Raw genomic sequence first — 18,576 nt, forward strand, 5'->3', positions numbered from 1 at the left:
ATTTTATGACTTACACCCGTATAAAAAAGTATACGTTCAGTCGTAGTAGTTTTACCAGCATCAATATGCGCAGCAATACCTATATTTCTTGTATATTTTAAATCTCTTGCCATGTCTACTTAAAATCTAAAGTGCGAAAATGCTTTGTTTGCTTCAGCCATCTTGTGCGTATCAACTCTTTTCTTAACCGCAGCACCTTCTTCTTTTGCAGCAGCTAAAATTTCACCAGCCAATTTTTGAGCCATACCTTTCTCATTACGCTTTCTAGCATAACTGATCAACCACTTCATAGCTGTTGATATCTTACGATCTGGTCTAATTTGCATTGGAATCTGAAATGTTGCACCACCAACTCTTCTACTTCTTACTTCTACGTGAGGCATTACATTACTTAATGCATCTTTCCAAAGCTCTAAAGCTGTCTTCTCTTCATCAGTCTTCTTAGCATCTACGATATCAATTGCATCGTAAAAAACACCAAAAGCAACTGATTTTTTACCATCCCACATCATCATATTGACGAAACGTGTCACCAACTGATCATTGAACCTTGGATCCGGTAAAAGTGGTCTTTTCTTTGCCTGTCTTTTTCTCATTACTTCTTTTTAAACAAGTTTAATTACTTCTTAGGTCGCTTTGCACCATACTTAGATCTACGTTGTGTTCTACCGGCCACACCTGCTGTGTCCAATGCACCACGTACAATATGATACCTTACCCCTGGTAAATCTTTAACTCTTCCGCCTCTTACTAATACTATCGAGTGCTCTTGAAGATTGTGACCCTCTCCCGGAATGTAAGCATTCACTTCCTTACCATTCGTCAACCTAACCCTAGCTACTTTTCTCATAGCTGAATTTGGCTTCTTAGGCGTGGTAGTATAAACACGTGTACAAACACCCCTTCTCTGAGGACACGAATCCAAAGCAGCCGATTTACTCTTCTTAGTAATCGTCTCTCTTCCTATTCGTACTAATTGTGATATTGTTGGCATACTATATAATATATAAAAATTACCCCTACTTTAAGGGTCGGCAAATGTAGTCATATTTCAGTAAAATTCAAATCATTATGAATTTATTTTTATTTTTTTTCAAAGTCTGGATTTTAATACCTAAAAACACTTGTAAAAAACATCTTAAAATTTAAAACAAACCGCATCAAAACACATACAAATTTTGATTTGAATAAAATGCAGAAAATTTTGAGTTTTTGTGAAGAATTGCGAATATGACAAAATAAAGGGTGTCGAATTATTTAACTTTAAATATGGATCGTGTTTTATCTGTAACTTCTGATTTTATATAACAATCTTAAAGTTTTATTAAAATTATCTTGCATTATTAACACATTATTGTGAAGTTTGTCGCTAGCTAATTCAAATAATTTAAAAATGAGAACAAAACTAAATGGATTGTTAACGCTACTATTGGCGTTAGTTGTGCATATTTCTTTTGCACAGCAAAAAACGGTATCCGGTACGGTTACCGATCAAGGAGGGCTTCCTTTGCCCGGGGTTAACATCGTAGTTGAGGGCACCACAACAGGTACCCAAACAGATTTCGATGGTAACTATTCAATTATGGCCTCAGAAGGGGAAACATTACTTTTTACCTACATAGGGCAGAAAGCACAAAGAGCCACTGTTGGTTCAAGCTCAACCATTAGCATTTCAATGGAAGAAGACGCTCAAGCACTTGATGAGGTGGTTGTAACGGCCCTTGGTATTAAAAGAGAACAAAAATCTCTTGGTTATGCGGTTAGTAAAGTTGGAAAAGAGGAATTGGAGCAAAAATCCGAAGGTGATTTAGGTCGTCTTTTACAAGGTAAAGCACCAGGTGTTAACATTACTGCATCTAATGGTTTAAGCGGATCTTCTTCAAATATTGTTATTAGAGGTAATACTTCTATTACAGGTAACAATCAAGCTCTTTTTGTAATTGACGGTATACCTTTTGATAGTGGTGCAAATCAACAAAGTGCTTTCTTTGATAACGTTACAGAGTCTAACCGTTCGTTAGACATTGACCCTAACAATATTGAAGATATCAGTATACTTAAAGGTTTAAGTGCAACAGCTCTATATGGTAACAGAGGTAGAAATGGTGTAATCTTAATTACAACAAAATCTGGTTCAGGCTCTAACAAACAAGGAAGCTCTAAACTATCTATCACCCAATCTGTATTTCAAAGTACACCACACTTACCAACCTACCAAGATGAGTATGCTGGAGGTTTCAACAATGGTTTTGGATGGTTTTTTAGTAACTGGGGACCAAGATTCAAAGACCCTACAGCATCTTATGGTGATTATTTCATAAGATCAGGAGAAGACGGAACAGTATTTGTAACTCACCCGTTCGCAACAAATGTAAACCAAGCGTTCATTGAAGGTTATGAAGATTTAGCAGCATCGGAATATGAGTTGAAACCATATGATAGTGTTAAGAATTTTTTTAGAACAGGATTCAATACAACTACCAATATTAATTTATCTGGTGGAAATAGTGATTTTGGATACAATGTAGGATATACAAAACTAGACGATGAAGGGTTTACACCTGGTAACGAATTATCGCGTAACAGTTATACTTTAGGCGGTAACGGTACTTTAGGAAAATTAAGAGTTAATGCCTCTATGAACGTAGCGGTAACCGACTACAAATCCCCTCCAATTGCAGCCTCAAGAGGTAGTGGTGTTATCGGTGGTGGTGCATCTATCTTTAGTGATTTATTTTACACGCCTAGAAACGTTGATTTAGTAAATATTCCTTTTGAAAGATTAGACGGAGGATCTCTTTACTACAGAGAAACAAATGGTATACAACACCCTTTTTGGACAGTTAAAAACAACAGAACAGGTCAAAAGACTACAAACATTTTTACAAGTTTCAGTTCGGTTTACCAGTTTAACGATAATTTGTCCGCAGCATACAGATTTGGTTTTAACACATATACTGAAAACGGATTTTATGCACAAAACAAAGGTGGTATAGACGGTAATCCATTAGGTCTTTTGAGAACTACAAGTATTGTAAGCTCAAATTTTGATCATAACTTCTCTATAAATTATGATAAAGACATTTCTGATAAGGTAAACTTTAAAGGTATTTTAGGTTTTAACTCTAACCGTCAAGAATTTGACAGAGATGGTGTTGAGAGCACAAACCAAGTAGTATTTGGTGTATTAAGACACTTTAACTTTACAAACCAGTCTACAATTAATTCATTCAGCGGAAATTCAATTCAAAGGCAAACAAGACAGAATACATTTGGTGCTTTTGCAGATTTAACGTTAAGCTATGAAGATTATTTATACCTGAACGCACAAGGTCGTAATGACTGGACATCGACATTAGAAACGGGTAATAACACTATATTTTACCCTTCTGCAAGTTTATCCTTTATACCTACTGCAGCTATTGAAGGTTTACAAGGTAAAGCGCTTAATTATCTAAAGCTAAGATTCGGATATGGTTCATCAGCTGGTTTCCCTCCTGTATACACTACAAGAACTACATTAGCTTTGAACGGTAACTTATTCGTAAATCAAGACGGAACCAACCTTTCTGGTAATGACACAGATGGTTTATTAGGTAATGCAGATTTAACACCTGAACTTATCAATGAAATCGAATTTGGTATCGATTCAAAACTTTGGGATAATAGAATTGGTCTTAATGCCAGTGTTTTCAAAAGAAAAACTACGGATTTGATTACGTTTAGAGATTTACCTCCTAGTGAAGGTTTCACGGAAACATATATAAATGCGGGTGATTTAGAAAACGAAGGTATTGAAGTTGGTTTGACTTTAGACTTATTAAGAAATCCTGAAGGTCTTAATTTAGATTTCGGTCTTACTTTTTATGCTGATGAGCCAGTTATTACAAAACTACCTGACGGAGTAGACAATATTACCATTGGTGGTTCAGCAACAACTGCTGATGCAAGAAACGCTGCAGTAGTTGGACAACCTTACGGTGTATTCTTAGGCTCAACAGTAGATACCGATGACGACGGCAACTTATTAGTTGGTGACGATGGTAACTATGTTGCTACAGCAGATATAGATAATGTTATTGGTGATCCAAATGCTGATTACACTGCTAATTTTAGAACTAATATTGGTTATAAAACGTTGAGATTAGGAGTAGATCTAGCTTACAGACATGGCGGAGATGTTTATTCAAGAACAATATCTACATTACAAAATAGAGGTGTGATTGAATTCCCTTTCTCTAGAGAAGGAACTTATATCTTACCGGGAGTAAATCAAACAACAGGTGAACCAAACAATGTTCAAATCAATGCAACTGATATTGCTTTTAGCAACTGGCTATTTGGACCTTCTAATTTTAAGGTTTATGATGGTAGTATGCTTCGTTTAAATGAGGTAAGCCTATCATATGATTTTACTGAAAAAATGTTGAAAAATACACCTTTCTCAAAAATCAATGTTACACTACTTGGGTCTAACCTATGGTATAGATCATTCAATACACCTAAGGATGCTAACTTTGATGTTAATGTTAACAGTACTGGTGTTGGTAACAACCAAGGTCTAGATTTCTTTTCTGGTCCAAGTGCTGCTAGATATGGCTTTAGTCTGAAGGTTGAATTTTAAAAAAAATAAAAATGAAAAAAATAAATCATAAATCATTATTAAAAATATTCGCTACCGGCCTATTACTGTTGGGCACAGCATGCGAAACTATAGAGTTGGATCTATTAGATGACCCCAATGCAATTTCCTTATCACAGGCCGATTTGAATTTTTTCCTTAATTCAAACCAAGTAACCTTAGCAGAATTCTTTGAGGGTACTAGCGCCAGTGGTGGTAATGGTGGAATGTCTAACCCAGGTATGGAAGTAACAAGACTTGGACATATGAACGGTCTTGTTTATCAAAACTCTTATACTGCGAACGAATTTAATTTTGAGTGGGAACAGGTTTACTCAACCATAATCTCAAACAACAGAGCCCTTGAACCTTTAGCAATAGAACAGGAAGCTTTTCAACATTTAGGAATAGCTCAGATTATTGAAGCTTATGCCGTAACTACGCTTGTAGACTTTATGGGAGACATTCCTTACTCTGAAGCTGTTGCCGGTGTTTCAAATCCGAGCAGAGACCCAGGAGATCAAACCTACGGGGCAATGTTAGACTTGTTAGATGAAGCTATAGCAAATTTAAATGCAACATCTGCTGTAACTTACACATCAGACTTATTTTATGGAGGTGATAGCGATAAATGGATAAAACTTGCAAATACTTTAAAATTAAAGTTATATCTACAATCTAGATTATTATCATCTGGCGATTCTGAATTTGTAAATAGCACTATTTCAACAAGTGGTATAAATGCTATTATTGCTTCAGGAGATTATATTTCTTCTCCAGCAGATGACTTTCAATTTAATTGGTCATCTACGGATAATAATCCAGACAGTAGACATCCTAGTTTTGCAGGTGAGTTTGACTCTCCCGGTATAATTGGAGATTACATGTCCAATCATTTAATGAACGAATTAAATGCAGGTGTCAATGATAAAACTGTTGTTGATCCAAGATTACGCTACTATTTTTACAGACAGCTAGATAGAAATGCAGAAAATACGGTAGAACAGGATTGTTTTGGTGCACTACCTCCTGCACACTACGGATTTTCAATACCATTTTGTACTACAGATTTTCCTGGGTACTGGGGTAGAGATCATGGAGATAATTCTGGTATACCACCAGATACTGGATCAAGGGCTACTTTTGGGGTTTACCCAGTTGGTGGAGTATTTGATGACAGTTCATTTGAACCAATAGTAAGTAGAAGTGTTGGTACACAAGGACAAGGTATCTCTCCAATAATGCTTTCGTCATACGTAAATTTCATGCTAGCAGAATCTGCTTTGACATTAAATACTACAGGAGACGCTTTAACCTACTTGACCCAAGGTATTACACAGTCAATTAATAAAGTAGTTGCCTTTGGCGCCGATCAAGCAGCTGGATCAGGTTTTGAACCAACAGAGACTGAAATTTCAGACTATATAGATCAAATAACCACCAACTACATGAACGCAACGTCAGATGCCGAAAGAATGAACATTATAGGTACAGAATATCATATTGCTCTTTATGGTAACGGTGTAGAGGCTTACAACACGTATAGAAGAACAGGTACGCCAAATGACTTACAGCCAATTAGAGCTGGTGCAGTAGATAATTTTATTAGATCATTTTTCTACCCAACAGTTAGTGTTTCTAACAACTCAAATTCTGATCAAAAAGATAACGTAACGGAACAAGTATTTTGGGATACCAACCCAGCTACAGGTTTCATTAATTAAAAAAAATAAAAATGAAAAACTTAAGAAAATTACTTTACGGCTCATTGAGCCTACTAGTATTCACCACTTCTTGTGAGTACAATGAAACTCCTTTAGATGAGGATATCGTGGCTGCCAATGAAGGTGCTGTTCTTACTACCGTATCCACAGTTGGCGGTACAATAAACAAATTAGATCCAGCTCAATCGACTTTGGAGAATACAGTTTTATTCAACGATTTTGATGAAAATGACACTGTAGAATCTATAGATTTATATCTTCTATTTGCAGATACAACCCCTGTAAACAATGAAGTTATAACAGTAGACGAAGCATTCATAGAGAACGTACCAGGTTCAGCGTTTGCAATAGGAGATTCTGGTTTTCCAGAACATACCTATTCTTTATCTGGGGATACAATGCTAGATTTAGTTGGATTGACAGCTGATGATATTGACGGTGGAGATCTTTTTATATTGAGATATGTTTTAAACCTTACGGATGGTAGATCATTTTCTGCTGCCGATACAGGTGTAAATGTTAGAACTACATCTCATTCAACACCATTTAGATACTCCTCAGTTGTTGTATGTTTTAAAACACCGGAACCTGGTGATTACACTTTGACAATGGAAGATGTTTACGGTGATGGTTGGAACGGTGGTTTCATAACTATTTCAATAGATGGTGTAGAAACAACACATGCTACATCTGGCCCTTTAAAAGTAGAAACTATTACAGTACCTGCAGGTACCTCAAGGTTTTTATTCACATATACCGCTGGTGATTGGGAAGGTGAAAATCTTTACACTTTTGCTGATCCAAACGGTGTAATACTTCTTGAAGATGGTATTGGTGACGGTAATAGAGCCGATGGACCTGCCGAAGGAGAACAATTTAATACATGTGATTAAATATTTATAAAAACATATTTTTTAAAGGCTGTCTTTTAGACAGCCTTTTTTTTATATTAAAGATTAATTAAATTAATTTAGCTGATATGAAAAATTATTCTAAGGTCAAGTTATTTTTAGCATTTGTAAGCATAACATTAATTTCATGCAATAGTGATGATAACGAACCTATAAGCACCATTGAATTTCCAACCAAGGAAGGCTTAGAAGTATTCAACGCCGCTAGGGTATATGACGGTCTTGTATTGGTAAACGATGCATCTGCCAACAGGGTTTATTTAATGGATAAAAGAACCGATATTAAACACGAATGGAACTTAAACGGAAAACGTTTAGGTAACGATGCCAAATTATTGGATGACGGAAGACTATTAAGTATGTTTGAATCTCTTAATCCAGAAATTACCCTAGGGGGATTTGGAGGCTTAATATCTATGTTGGATAAAAATGGTAACGTTGACTGGAGTTATGAATATTCCAATGAAAATCATATAGCACATCATGATACAGAAGTTTTACCAAATGGGAACATTCTATTTTTATCTTGGGAAAAAAAATCTATTGAAGATGCAAACGAAATTGGTTTCTCACAAGAAACAGAAATTATATATGATGCTATTTTGGAGATTGACCCCAAAACTAATGAAATAGTTTGGGAATGGCATATGTGGGACCATATTATTCAAGATTTTGACGAAAACAGACTAAATTTTGGCGACGTACAATTAAATCCAAACAAAATTGACATAAATTATTTAGAAGTTAAAAATGAATTTGGCGATGTAAGTCATGCAAATGGCATAGACTACGACGCTGACAAAGACCTAATATTTTTAAGTGTAAATTACTATAGCGAAATTTGGATTATTGACCACAGTACAACCACGGCACAAGCTAAAACTAGCAAAGGAGGAAACTATAATTTAGGCGGAGACTTAATTTATAGATTTGGAAATCCTAGTGCGTATAAAAATCAAAATGGAACAAGATTATTTGACCGCAATCACCATCCGAATTTATTAGAGGGAGAAAAAAAAGGAAATATTTTAATCTATTCTAACGGAATTAATACAGATCAATCTACCGTATATGAGCTTAAAATTCCAGAAAATTTTAATTTGGAATCAAACCAGAACAATGAACCGGAAGTAGTATGGAGCTTCACGGATCCCGATCTTTTTGCCGGCAGGGTATCTGGTGCGGATATTTTACCGAACGGCAACGTACTTATAACTGAAGGAGATTTTGGTTTTTGGGAAGTTTCAAACAATGGCGAAATACTGTGGCGTTACAATACACTCGGTTTTTTCTGGAGAGGCTATCACTTTGACTATACCGATAGTGCCATAATAAACCTAGACCTACCAACCAACTAAGACAATTTACCTTATTATTTAAAACTGCCCAACAAAAGTTGGGCGGTTTTTATTTACCTTTGCCCCATGCAAAAAACCACTCAAATTTATGGCTTAAGAGCCATTATAGAAGCTGTCAATTCAAATGAAGAGATAGACAAGGTATTTCTACAAAAAGGTCTTAAAGGCGACCTTATGAAAGAACTTGAAGGTTTGTTGCGCCGTAATGAAATCAATATGGTCTATGTGCCTATTGAAAAGTTGAACAGACTTACAAAAAACAACCACCAGGGCGCTGTTGCCAACATCTCCCCTATCGCATTTCATACCCTTGAAAATTTGGTAGAAAGGGTTAACGAAAAAGAAGGACCTGCTTTATTTTTATTATTGGACCAACTATCCGACGTACGTAATTTTGGTGCTATTATTAGAACTGCCGAATGTACAGGCGTGAATGGCATTATTGTTCAAAAGAAAGGTGCCGCTCCTGTAACCGCAGATACGATCAAAACCTCCGCAGGTGCCGCTTATAGAGTTCCCATTGCAAAGGTGGACCATTTAAAAGATGCAGTTTTCTATTTACAGGCTTCAGGAATTAAAGTTGTATCCGCTACTGAAAAAACAGATGATTCAGTTTATGATGTTCCTTTCACTGATTCCATAGCTATTGTTATGGGTGCAGAGGATCGTGGCATTACCCCTTCAATTTTAAAAGCATCTGATTATAGGGCTAAACTTCCTTTACTTGGAGAGATTGAATCTTTAAACGTTTCCGTTGCTTGTGCCGTATTCTTATACGAAGCTGTCCGTCAACGTATGTAACTACAAATCATTTATCTGAATCAGTTTTAGGGCTTTTCTTGAAGATATAGTTGTATTTAAAACCTTCATTCTCTTCAAATTCTTCTTCCATGGGTAGTTCCCTGAAATTTCCGTTTTCATCAAAATGCCGTAGAAATAAATCATCTTCTTCTCTGAAATCTTCCTTTTCCCAATCGTATTTTTTGGCAGGGGGAATTCTAGCTTTAATCATTTTGGCAAGTAACAATCCGGTAATAAAACCAGCGAAATGTCCCTCCCAAGACATTCCTTCCTTAACTGGAAATATATACCAAAGCATGCTTCCATATATAAAGACGACAATTAAAGAAAGTGCTACTAGCCTAAAATGGGAACTAAATATTCCTTTAAAAAAAATAAAACTTGCCAAAACATAAATGAGTCCGCTTGCACCAATATGATAAGATGTTCTACCAATTAGCCAAGTCATTAACCCTGATAATAGTATACCATACAAAACTACTTTCCAGGCAACATCCTTATAAAAGTACCAAAGTGCCGTAAGCAATACGCCTAAAGGAATTGTATTGTTATATAAATGTTCTAAAGAACCGTGAATAAACGGGCTAAACACTACTCCGCGCAATCCCAATAATGTTCTTGGCATTACCCCCATTTCATTAAAGTTCACGCCTAAAATCAATTCCACCCAATACACGCACCATATGGTAGTCATGGCAAATAGCGGAATCGCCAGCACTTTATTAGAAAACTTAAAATGTCCAATTTCTGTCATGAACTTACTTTTATATCTAGCTAACAATTATATTACCAACGTTTACAAATTGGTCATATTGTCACTACAAAACTTACTTAACATTCAATTGGCAACATACTTTTCTCTTCTCATTTAAGATTATCATACTTTTGTAACATGAACGAACCTTTAGCAGAACGTGTACGTCCTAAAACATTAGACGAGTATATTAGTCAACATCATTTAGTGGGTGAAAAAGGCTCGCTAACAAATCAAATTAAAAAAGGTATTATTCCTTCATTAATTCTTTGGGGACCACCGGGAACGGGAAAAACAACCTTGGCAAATATTATAGCAGAACAAAGTAAAAGGCCATTCTACGTGCTCAGTGCAATAAATAGTGGGGTTAAAGATATTAGAGAAGTAATAGACAAGGCAAAAAAAGCAGGCGGATTGTTCACGGCTAAAAACCCTATTCTATTTATAGATGAGATACACCGTTTTAGCAAGTCTCAACAAGACTCACTTTTGGCCGCTGTAGAAAAAGGGTGGGTAACCTTAATTGGGGCAACTACGGAAAACCCAAGCTTTGAAGTAATCCCCGCACTTCTATCCCGTTGTCAAGTATATATATTAAATGCCTTTGGAAAAGCAGATTTAGAGAACTTGATCAAAAGGGCAATGGAAAAGGACTCATTGCTAAGATCAAAAACAATAGAACTTAAAGAAACCGAAGCATTATTACGGATATCTGGAGGAGATGGGAGAAAGTTATTGAACGTATTTGAGTTGGTCGTCAACTCTGAAGAAAGCGATTCTATTGTAATTACCGATGAATTGGTACTTTCAAAAGTTCAAAAAAACACCGTGCTTTATGATAAAACCGGTGAACAGCATTATGACATTGTTTCTGCCTTTATTAAATCAATAAGAGGTAGTGATCCTAACGGAGCGGTGTATTGGTTGGCAAGAATGATCGAAGGTGGTGAAGATGTAAAATTCATTGCACGTAGAATGCTAATTTCTGCGTCCGAGGATATTGGATTGGCAAACCCTACTGCATTGGTAATGGCAAACACAACATTTCAAGCAGTGACTTCAATAGGATATCCGGAAGCGCGAATTGTACTTAGTCAATGTGCAATTTACCTAGCAACCTCAGCAAAGAGCAATGCAAGTTATATGGCGATAGGAAAAGCACAGCAGGCAGTAAAACAAACAGGGAATTTGACGGTACCGCTTCCATTAAGAAATGCACCTACCAAATTAATGAAAGACCTGGGTTACGGACAAGAATATAAATATGCCCACGACTACCAAAATAACTTTGTAGATGCCGAGTTTTTACCCGATGAAATTAAAGGGACCACATTTTACAAACCAGGAAACAATGCCCGGGAAAAAGCGCTTAGTGATTTTATAAAAAATAGATGGAAATCGAAATATGATTTTTAAAATTTGATATTCAGTTCCTTTTGAACCAGTTTATCTTTCTCATAATATTCAAACACCCATTTACCCTCATTTTGGTAGACCATACCATTTTTTGTATCTGTCTTAGCCATAAAAACATTATCCGCAGAACTCTTCATTAAGGTCATTCTAATTTTTGGAGAGCTATCTACCAATTGATACCCTGTTTCAGTTGCTTGCGCATACCAAATATCTTGCACCACCGGCTTGTTAACCTCTACGTTTTTTAAAACAGGTGTCACCGGTGCAGCTTTCTTAATATTAGATGTTACGGGTGTACGATCGTTAAAATATTGAGTTTGCTCGGTTTGTTCAGAAATTACGGCTGTCCTTTTAGTCGCTGTTTCTTCTTCCTTTGCTTTTTCTGTTTTTAAAATAGTAGCTGCTTTAGATTCGTCTAATTTTTTGACATCATTTCTAAAATTTACAGTCACCGGTCCCTCTTTTTCATTTTTAGCACTATAGGTATAGTTCATACCATTAAACGAGCGCATAGATTCTCTAATTGCTTCGCTATACGCTTCTTTATATTGTTTTTTCTTGCTAATACCTTTCATGGTACTAAAAACAACGTTCTCATTACAATCTATAAGATTGATAATCGTCTTGGTAGAAAACATACTACTATCATCTTGCAAATCTGCAACAACCCCTAAACATCTATTAAATTTTAAATCTTCCGGCAATTGATCGTCATAGACCGTTGTAAAGCCCTTTCCGGAAAATAAAAATTTTACCAACGTACTTGTTTGATGCTCATTTACATTCTTAAAGGCATCGAACTTTTTTGGAACAATAATGTATTTGTAATCATCTAAGTTAGCTTGCGCATATGAGGAAAAACCTATAAAAGTAAATAGTAGTGCAATAACTGTTTTCAAAACGACATAATTTTAAATTCATGGTAAGATATGAAAAAAGCATGCCAAAAAAATAAAAAGAAGCGAAGAAGGTATACTACTATTTACGCCCCCATGAAATAATATTCAACCCAAATTGAAAAGAGGCATAATTGGTAGCCGCTATATTGTTATAGGATAATAGGTTATCGGCCATGGCATAAAAATTAAATGGACCTGCCTGCAAATTCATCCCTAACCCTACATTTGTCTTACTAAACTTATCTATGGTATAAGTTCCTTTAAGTGCTAAAGCATTACCAATTCTGCGCGTGTAAAATCCTGTCAATGCCAATTGTGGACCTCTAGGTCTATTGATTATATATAATTGACCTCCATAAGAATTTCTGTACTTGGTTCGTAACTGCCCCCCACCGGAAGAGCCGGCGGTACAATCACAATTTTCAGAGCTGCCATTACCTACCGGTTCTCCAAAATCATTTCTTATAGAAGCATATAGCTTTGTAGGCCTAAAAGAGATGTAGCCTTTGGTGTCAGTATCAAAAGGCACAATTTCTTCAATTTCATCGACTAATTCTTGCCAAAAATCCCTATCTAAATTTGCAAAATTTTCCAACACATCTATTTCTATACCTTCAACAGTTGCGTTACCATTAAGGCTATAACTCTTAGCATCACCGGAATGATATATAAATCCTACATCCAATAAACTGCCTGTTATTGTTGTACGTTCAGATAAATGATAGGTAAACCCAACATCAACTCCCAAACCTAAATCACCTCCAAAAAGTGCCCTACCAATAATTTCATTTGAAAGTGCATCATCATTATTGGCATTTCTTAAAGATCGTAGTCCAGATGTACGCAAAAGCAAATCGGCATTCAAATTTGTGGCAATTCTATTATTTTGTCCTTCTACATTTCTTAAATGCCCGTTATTGGTAGAAGAACTATAATCCGCAATAGCCGAAAACAACTTACCCCTTGCACCTAGGGTTAAACTGCGGTCTACTTTTTTATTGATACCAAAGTGAAACACATTGACCAAAGATCCCCGTACTTTTAAATCTCCCAAATCATATCTTCTGCCCAACTGATCTGCATTTCCATCATATAACAAGTAGGCATAGTCCTGCGGCCAGTAACCTATATTATCAAATTCAACATAACCGCCAAATGAATAAAATATATTTGGATCATTGCTTCTAAATCCGCCATTCAAGTATTCCAGTTGTATTGTTGTGCTTAGCTCATCTTTAGGAGTAAGCACATTTAAGGCGCGCTCTCTAAACTTTATATTGATATCTACTCCGTCATTGGCAAAAATATCGTTGATAGAAATTGCGTTAGACCCACCATAAGCAGAAATACCGGACAACAATGGAACACCTGCATACCATTCAAAATCGGCTTCAACACCAGGGTTAATAGAAAGGGATTGTGGTATTTCATTAAAATCATACAGAATTTGCTTATTCTGTGCCGTGAGGCCCAAAGTAAGCAATATGCCAGCTATTAAAAGGCAGTGCCTTATTCTCATTTTAATTCTAAAGTAAATTGAGCACTAGAACGTAGCACTATTGCAGGATCTTGTATGGTAGACTCACTAGTATTATCACCTAAGTTAATAGCGGTCAATCTTATTTCAGAAGTAGTTTTGATGATGTCCAAACTTTTACCGGTAGCCCCATATGCAACATCTCGCTGTAATATGGCCGTAGGTGCGGCATCCATACTAAATATTTCGGTATCTAAAACATTCTCTTCCTGATCTAGAAATTCTAGTCTTATTTCTATTGGTTTACTCGTGGTATTCTCTAACTCGTAAGTTATTACTCCGGCCAACACTCTTTTGGTAAAAAAAGGTTCTTCAAAAGCATCAAAATTGAAATCTTGAGTAAAGAAATTGAGTCCCTCAACCCTATTGATCAAGGTTTCTTGTGCTTTTACATAGAAAATACTGGTTTCAAAGCTTGGAGCAATTGCCAAATCATCTATCTGATCAAAATCTTGCTCTTCAGAACAAGATGTAACCAGATGAAAACCTACCAAAACCAAAACTAGAATACGTAGCGCTTTAATCACCTTTTTAAAGTTTTTAACAGATAGACAAACGTCTATAATTATAATAACTCTACAAAAAGGATTTTATTTCTTGCAAATCATAAATAATTGGGGCTACATCATGACTTTTTTCCTTGTGAGCATTAAAATGAATGGTATAAAAACCTAGAGATTTAGCCCCCATAATATCTGCCTCTAAACTATCACCGATCATTACTGATTTCTCCGGCAATACTTTAGCCTTATCCAAAGCCAAATTAAAAATGATAGGGTTTGGCTTTTTTGCCCCCGCCATTTCAGAATCTATGATTTGATCAAAGTATTTATAAATACCTGAGTTTTTCAGTTTTTTTTCTTGCACTTCTTGAAAACCGTTGGTAATAATATGCAGTCTGTAGTTAGATTTTAAATAATCTAAAATTTCTATAGTATTTGGAAATAGGGTATTGAACGAAGATAAATGACTGATATATTCTTCTGATAACCTATGAATTAAATCATCGCTAGCGGGGTAGCCTAAAGTATCAAAAACCGATTTTAAACGTTGGTACCGCAATTCTGACTTTGTTATTTTATCTTCTCTAAACAATCGCCAAAACTTCAAGTTAGCGGGCACATAAACCTTCAAAAAATCTTCTAAGCTTAAATCAACTTTTTGTTCTTTAAATATCTTCTTGAACGTAAGCGCCGAATTTTGGTCAAAATCCCAAAGCGTATGGTCCAAATCGAAAAAAACATCTGTTACTTTATCTTTAAACATACTGTTGTTTTATTACTTCTGAATAGACATTCATCCAATTCCTATCCTCCCTATTTCCCAAAACCTCATTTGAAAACATGGCGATCAATGTACCATTTACCTTTTTAACCTCGTTCGTAATCAATTGTACCTGATGAAATAAATCTTGATCCTTTTTAATTTTTGAAAGCGATATATCATGTATAGCGAACGGATGTACTTTTATTGGCTGCTTTACCTCTAACGGAATATCGTAGAACTGAAATGGAGTACAGGTACCTGCCCTAAAACCCAGCTCAAACGTATACCCCATTGTAAAATCGTTGGTAAATTCCGTTGCAATCAAATTTCGATAAGTTTGCGGTATATCTACTCTATTATACCTCATCTTACAATTGTTCACCGGTCTATTAATTACCTCCTCTAAGTTTGCCTTTTCTTTTTTCAAAAGCTCTAAATCGGAAAACGAACTGTAACTTGCCGCTAACGACACTGGCATATAATCTGCCACATGTTTTATGAGCGACTTAAACTTTATATTATTGGTAGAGACATTTTTATCATACTTGGAATAATCTGCGAACTGAAAAAAGAAGTTACATTTTATCCCATATTTTTTGTGCAGGGCTATAATTTCGGCATAATTATCATAGGGATCCTTTTGTCTGTTGAAACCTACGGCAATACGCTCAACTACTCGTTTTAGTTTAAATGTGCCCAGATCCATTAACATACCAACGATACCACGCACTACACCACGGTTAGCGTAACAATGAGAGGTGGCAACATCTATAAGGGAAATAAATTCGTATGTTTTGGTTTTATACTCTAAATCTTCAAAACGCTCTTTGAGCGCTTGCAATACTTTGTATGCCCAAATATCGACTACAGGTTTTTGTAGAAAACCGTTTTGAAAAGCAATACTGTCCTTTGGCGAAAACCTTCCATGTATATCTTTTACATGCGGCAAATACTCTTCATACCGAGAAAGCATAAAAAAACTAGCTGCAAAAATATCAAAGGGTATTGTGCTTCTTTCCCCAGCTTGAAAAAAGCAGGGTGTGCCATCCCAATCTCCTATATTCAATTGAATATCATTAATGCCCTGTTCAAACAACAATTCATTGCTACGAATAAAAAATTCATTCTGTAACGGTTGTTTTGTGTAGGTAATTTTAGGTCCCGTATGTTTTATAAACTCTTCTACTTTAGTAGTAAAATCTAGCTCAATACCCAAAATATTCACGAAAATATGCCTCATTACATAGGTAAGACGTGGCGTGATCTTATGCGTATAAATCAATAACATCTATAAAATTTTTTCGTCGGCAAAGCTATAGTAACTTTTTTGGGTAATGATCAAATGATCTAACACTTTAATATCTAAAGTTTCGCTCGCAATTTTTAATTTTTGAGTAATCTGCTTATCGGCCGTGCTAGGTCTTAGCGTACCCGAAGGGTGGTTATGCGCAAGAATGATTGCCACTGCCCCTAACTCTAAAGCCTGTTTCATAACAATGCGAACATCTACCAAAGTACCGGTTATTCCTCCTTTACTTAACTGTGCTTTGTGCAGAACCTTATTGGAGTTGTTAAGAAAAAGAATCCAAAATTCTTCATGCTCCAAATCGCCAAGCAGCGGTTGTAATATTTCAAATACATCTTTGCTACTTCCTATTTTCTCTATTTTAGCGGCGTCTTCCCCTCTACGCCTTCTACCTACTTCCAATGCTGCCGCAATACTTACCGCCTTGGCCTCACCAATTCCTTTAAAGGCCATTAATTGCTTAATGGAAAGTCTGCCCAATTCATTAAGATTGTTATCTACCGATGATAAAATACGCTTAGACAATTCTACCGCACTTTCAGACCTACTGCCCGAGCCTATTAAAATCGCGATCAACTCAGCATCTGAAAGTACGGAACGCCCCTTCTGTACCAGTTTTTCTCTAGGCTTATCGTCATCTGACCAATTTTTAATGGAAAATGAAGTGGATTTATCGTGCATTGGCTAAAGATACAGAACTAATTATTTTATGGTAAATTTATACATCATTTAAAAAACGATCATGAAATCATTATTAACGGAAGATGGTTACCAAGATATAACATCCAGAATTGAAAAGCTCTCTGAAAATTCTAAAAAAGGTTGGGGTAAAATGACCGTAGGGCAGATGGCCTGGCATTGCCAATATCCATTACAATTGGCCATAACCAATAAGCCGAATTCCTCTAAAGGCAATTGGTTCGTTAGAACATTTTTTAAAAAATCGCTTTACAACGAAAAGCCTTGGCGAAAAAACTTACCGACCTCATCTCTAATGAAAACAGCCGATGAGAAGGACTTCAAAAAAGAAATAGCCAAATTAAAAATGTTGATAGATGATTTCTATGCGGTTCGTACCAGAGATAAATGGTATCCTCACCCTGCTTTTGGAGTTTTTACACCTGAACAATGGGGACAACTGGAATACAAACATTTAGACCACCACTTAAAACAGTTTGGAGTATAATTTGGTTGTTGGTTGTTGGTTGTTGGTTGTTGGTTGTTGGAAAAAATAAAAGTCCAAGTTCAATAGCAAAAAAGCTTGTTACTCTTTACTCAATTTTCCAGTCTCTATTTTCTCTATACCAACTCTTTGCTTAATACTTAATATTTTGTACTATTCACTTTGCCCTCTACACAAAGCTGTTTACTCTATTCTTATCTTTTACTTTCTAATTATATGCTAATCCCCTAGACAACTATTTAAGATAATTTGGAATCTAATAAAATAATCATGTCAAGTATATTCAGTTTTTAGCAAAAAAAACCCTTGCAAAAATTACAAGGGCTTACAAACTGTTATTTAATGAAGGCTATTCAACGGGCTTAGCAACCTTTTCAATTTCTTCCGCCTTTTGTTTAACCTTTTCTCTGTTCTTTTTAATTACTTCTTCTAACTCGTCAAGCTTTTTTTCTGCATTTGAGATTTTCTCTTCTTTCTCCTTAAGTACTTGATCATTTGACCCCTTAACTTCTCTCTCCTTTGCTACTTTTTCTTTAGCAGTTTTGACCTTAGCCCTACCATTTTTAAGAATCTCTTCTTTATTGTCAAGCTCTTTTTCAGTCTCTTTAACTTGCTCTTTCGCAATTGAAGCTCTGTAATTTCCAAATTCCTTACCACTCATTTCGCCCTTATCCCTACCATAAGCATTGCCATTGTTAGACTTTTCTGATTTAGACTTTTTTTCTTTCTGTTCCGTCTTAACTTCATCATCATCATCATCACCATCATCATCATCATCATCATCATCATCATCATCATCA

Annotated in this window: 18 protein-coding genes; 7 read left to right on the forward strand and 11 right to left on the reverse strand. The window is 35.8% G+C overall.

All coding sequences use genetic code 11. From position 1 onward, the window contains the following. The 3 genes from QZ657_RS16035 to rpsL form a co-directional block, all read right to left on the reverse strand. Positions 1-113 (reverse strand): GTP-binding protein (locus QZ657_RS16035; protein WP_291968097.1); only part of this gene is annotated, 113 nt, incomplete at its 3' end. A gap of 6 nt (positions 114-119) precedes the next feature. After that, positions 120-596, reverse strand: coding sequence for a 30S ribosomal protein S7 (gene rpsG, locus QZ657_RS16040; protein ID WP_027064831.1), 477 nt, complete (start codon positions 594-596; stop codon positions 120-122). Positions 597-619: 23 nt separating this feature from the next. Then, positions 620-994 carry a 30S ribosomal protein S12 gene (gene rpsL / locus QZ657_RS16045; protein ID WP_036152127.1) on the reverse strand — a complete coding sequence of 125 codons (375 nt, stop codon included), beginning with the start codon at positions 992-994 and terminating at the stop codon, positions 620-622. A gap of 399 nt (positions 995-1,393) precedes the next feature. Here rpsL and QZ657_RS16050 point away from each other — a divergent pair, with 399 nt between their 5' ends. The 5 genes from QZ657_RS16050 (at position 1,394) to rlmB (ending at position 9,415) form a co-directional block, all read left to right on the forward strand. Beyond that, positions 1,394-4,624: a SusC/RagA family TonB-linked outer membrane protein gene (locus tag QZ657_RS16050; protein ID WP_291968085.1), complete on the forward strand. Its 3,231-nt coding sequence runs from the start codon at positions 1,394-1,396 to the stop codon at positions 4,622-4,624. A gap of 11 nt (positions 4,625-4,635) precedes the next feature. Beyond that, on the forward strand, positions 4,636-6,345 hold the full coding sequence (locus tag QZ657_RS16055; protein ID WP_291968086.1) for a SusD/RagB family nutrient-binding outer membrane lipoprotein: 1,710 nt from the start codon (positions 4,636-4,638) through the stop codon (positions 6,343-6,345). A gap of 11 nt (positions 6,346-6,356) precedes the next feature. Beyond that, entirely contained in the window at positions 6,357-7,238 is an 882-nt protein-coding gene (locus QZ657_RS16060; RefSeq protein WP_276471659.1) for a hypothetical protein, read from the forward strand. Between the two features lie 86 nt (positions 7,239-7,324). Next, positions 7,325-8,614 (forward strand): arylsulfotransferase family protein, encoded by a 1,290-nt coding sequence (locus tag QZ657_RS16065; protein ID WP_291968087.1) that lies wholly within the window; start codon positions 7,325-7,327, stop codon positions 8,612-8,614. A gap of 66 nt (positions 8,615-8,680) precedes the next feature. Continuing rightward, the gene (gene rlmB, locus QZ657_RS16070; RefSeq protein WP_291968088.1) at positions 8,681-9,415 is read left to right on the forward strand and encodes a 23S rRNA (guanosine(2251)-2'-O)-methyltransferase RlmB; all 735 of its coding nucleotides are present in this window, start codon (positions 8,681-8,683) and stop codon (positions 9,413-9,415) included. Between the two features lie 7 nt (positions 9,416-9,422). Here rlmB and QZ657_RS16075 read toward each other — a convergent pair whose 3' ends face one another. Continuing rightward, positions 9,423-10,169, reverse strand: coding sequence for a rhomboid family intramembrane serine protease (locus tag QZ657_RS16075; protein ID WP_291968089.1), 747 nt, complete (start codon positions 10,167-10,169; stop codon positions 9,423-9,425). A gap of 138 nt (positions 10,170-10,307) precedes the next feature. On the opposite strand from QZ657_RS16075, the gene QZ657_RS16080 reads away from it, so the two are divergent. Further along, positions 10,308-11,585 carry a replication-associated recombination protein A gene (locus QZ657_RS16080; protein ID WP_291968090.1) on the forward strand — a complete coding sequence of 426 codons (1,278 nt, stop codon included), beginning with the start codon at positions 10,308-10,310 and terminating at the stop codon, positions 11,583-11,585. Here QZ657_RS16080 and QZ657_RS16085 read toward each other — a convergent pair. From QZ657_RS16085 to radC, 6 genes are all read right to left on the reverse strand, one after another. Further along, the gene (locus tag QZ657_RS16085; RefSeq protein WP_291968091.1) at positions 11,582-12,484 is read right to left on the reverse strand and encodes a hypothetical protein; all 903 of its coding nucleotides are present in this window, start codon (positions 12,482-12,484) and stop codon (positions 11,582-11,584) included. The genes QZ657_RS16080 and QZ657_RS16085 overlap by 4 nt on opposite strands. A 79-nt stretch (positions 12,485-12,563) precedes the next feature. Further along, positions 12,564-14,003 (reverse strand): DUF5723 family protein, encoded by a 1,440-nt coding sequence (locus QZ657_RS16090; RefSeq protein ID WP_291968092.1) that lies wholly within the window; start codon positions 14,001-14,003, stop codon positions 12,564-12,566. Further along, positions 14,000-14,548 carry a hypothetical protein gene (locus QZ657_RS16095; protein WP_291968093.1) on the reverse strand — a complete coding sequence of 183 codons (549 nt, stop codon included), beginning with the start codon at positions 14,546-14,548 and terminating at the stop codon, positions 14,000-14,002. The genes QZ657_RS16090 and QZ657_RS16095 overlap by 4 nt, the downstream gene beginning before the upstream one ends. A gap of 49 nt (positions 14,549-14,597) precedes the next feature. Then, positions 14,598-15,287, reverse strand: a complete 690-nt coding sequence (locus QZ657_RS16100) for a YjjG family noncanonical pyrimidine nucleotidase (RefSeq protein ID WP_291968094.1) — start codon at positions 15,285-15,287, stop codon at positions 14,598-14,600. Further along, positions 15,280-16,575: a polysaccharide deacetylase family protein gene (locus QZ657_RS16105; RefSeq protein WP_291968095.1), complete on the reverse strand. Its 1,296-nt coding sequence runs from the start codon at positions 16,573-16,575 to the stop codon at positions 15,280-15,282. The genes QZ657_RS16100 and QZ657_RS16105 overlap by 8 nt, the downstream gene beginning before the upstream one ends. After that, positions 16,576-17,274 (reverse strand): RadC family protein, encoded by a 699-nt coding sequence (gene radC, locus QZ657_RS16110; RefSeq protein WP_276471649.1) that lies wholly within the window; start codon positions 17,272-17,274, stop codon positions 16,576-16,578. Positions 17,275-17,335: 61 nt separating this feature from the next. Between radC and QZ657_RS16115 the strand changes: the two genes are divergently transcribed. Further along, entirely contained in the window at positions 17,336-17,779 is a 444-nt protein-coding gene (locus tag QZ657_RS16115; RefSeq protein WP_291968096.1) for a DUF1569 domain-containing protein, read from the forward strand. A 346-nt stretch (positions 17,780-18,125) separates the two neighbouring features. Here QZ657_RS16115 and QZ657_RS16120 read toward each other — a convergent pair. Then, positions 18,126-18,576, reverse strand: a 451-nt coding sequence (locus QZ657_RS16120) for a hypothetical protein (protein ID WP_412759694.1), incomplete at its 5' end; no start/stop codon positions are given.

It is taken from the genome of Maribacter sp. (assembly GCA_020629415.1).
Lineage (GTDB): Bacteria > Bacteroidota > Bacteroidia > Flavobacteriales > Flavobacteriaceae > Maribacter > Maribacter huludaoensis.